This window comes from Parapedobacter soli, from assembly GCF_025460835.1.
In the GTDB taxonomy this organism is placed as follows: Bacteria; Bacteroidota; Bacteroidia; order Sphingobacteriales; family Sphingobacteriaceae; genus Parapedobacter; species Parapedobacter soli.
On the sequence record NZ_JAMXAY010000134.1, the window covers coordinates 1 to 1253 of the forward strand.

Sequence of the window (1253 nt, forward strand, 5' to 3'; positions counted from 1 at the left end):
TTGTAATACTCCCCTAATCCTGGGCCAGCGGTTTAGTTAAAATTTACTTAATTTTACTAAACGTTATGACTAAACAAACAAGGCGTAAATTCAGCGCGGAATTCAAGGCCAAGGTTGCCCTGGAGGCCATTAAAAATCAGAAGACGCTGGCTCAGCTCAGCCAGCAGTTTGAAGTGAATCCGATTACGATTTCAAAGTGGAAATCGGAGTTTTTGGAGAACATGGCAGTTGTTTTTGACCGTTCCAGTGGCAAACAATCCGATGCTTCGGAGAACCTTGATCCGCTCTATGCACAGATCGGGCAGCTGAAGGTGGAGCTGGACTTTTTAAAAAAAAGTGCCAGGAAATTGGGCATACCCGAGAAAGAATGGAAGCCATAAGACCTCATAAATCGCTGTCTGTACGCAGACAGTGCTCGTTGCTGCAGGTTCCCAGGAGCTCTTTGTATTACCGTCCGGTCCAGGAAAAGCCCGAGAACGTGAAAATGATGCGCATGATGGATGAGCATTTGCTGGATCATCCGACCGAAGGAGTTTTGTCCATGGTTGACTTGTTGAGAGACAAAGGCTATGCAGTAGGTCCCAAGCGGATCCGGCGTTTATTTCGACTGATGGGCTACCAGGCCATTTACCGTAAGAAGAATCTCACCAAAGGTGCAATGAAGGCTTTCATACGGCCTTACCTGCTCAGAGGACTGAAGATCGAACGGGCCAATCAGGTTTGGTGTGTGGACATCACCTACATCCCCATGGCAAAAGGCTTTATGTATATGGTAGCATTTATCGACGTGTACAGCCGGAAGATCGTCGGCTGGGGCATCAGTAATAGCATGACCAAGAAGTGGTGTCTGGACGTGCTGCATGATGCCATTACTCAAAACGGAAAGCCAGAAATCATCAACTCCGATCAGGGGTCGCAGTTTACCAGCTCCGCATGGATCCACTATTTGGAGGAACAAAACATACGGATATCCATGGATGGCAAAGGAAGAGCTACCGACAATACCTGGATTGAACGGTTCTGGAAAAGCCTCAAACAAAACTATGTATACCTGAATCCATGCGATACCGGCCTTGAACTCTTTGAGGGAGTGCAGACCTATATCGCCTATTACCACCAGAAAAAACACCAAGGAATAAAAAAGAAACCAGAGGAAGCTTTTAGAGATTCAATGAACAAAAATGCAGCGTAATCAATGAATAATATTAACTTAGCATACTGAACCTTTGGCCCAAAGAATGGGGAGTATTACA

Annotated in this window: 2 protein-coding genes; both read left to right on the forward strand. The window is 45.8% G+C overall.

Going from position 1 to position 1253, the window contains the following annotated elements:
• Window positions 1-65 precede the first annotated feature (65 nt).
• A complete protein-coding gene (locus NGM62_RS21870; RefSeq protein WP_262250426.1) occupies window positions 66-380 on the forward strand; it encodes a transposase in 315 nt (104 codons plus the stop codon).
• Entirely contained in the window at window positions 368-1192 is an 825-nt protein-coding gene (locus tag NGM62_RS21875) for an IS3 family transposase (RefSeq protein ID WP_262250427.1), read from the forward strand. Before NGM62_RS21870 ends, NGM62_RS21875 begins: the two co-directional genes overlap by 13 nt.
• Window positions 1193-1253 lie beyond the last annotated feature (61 nt).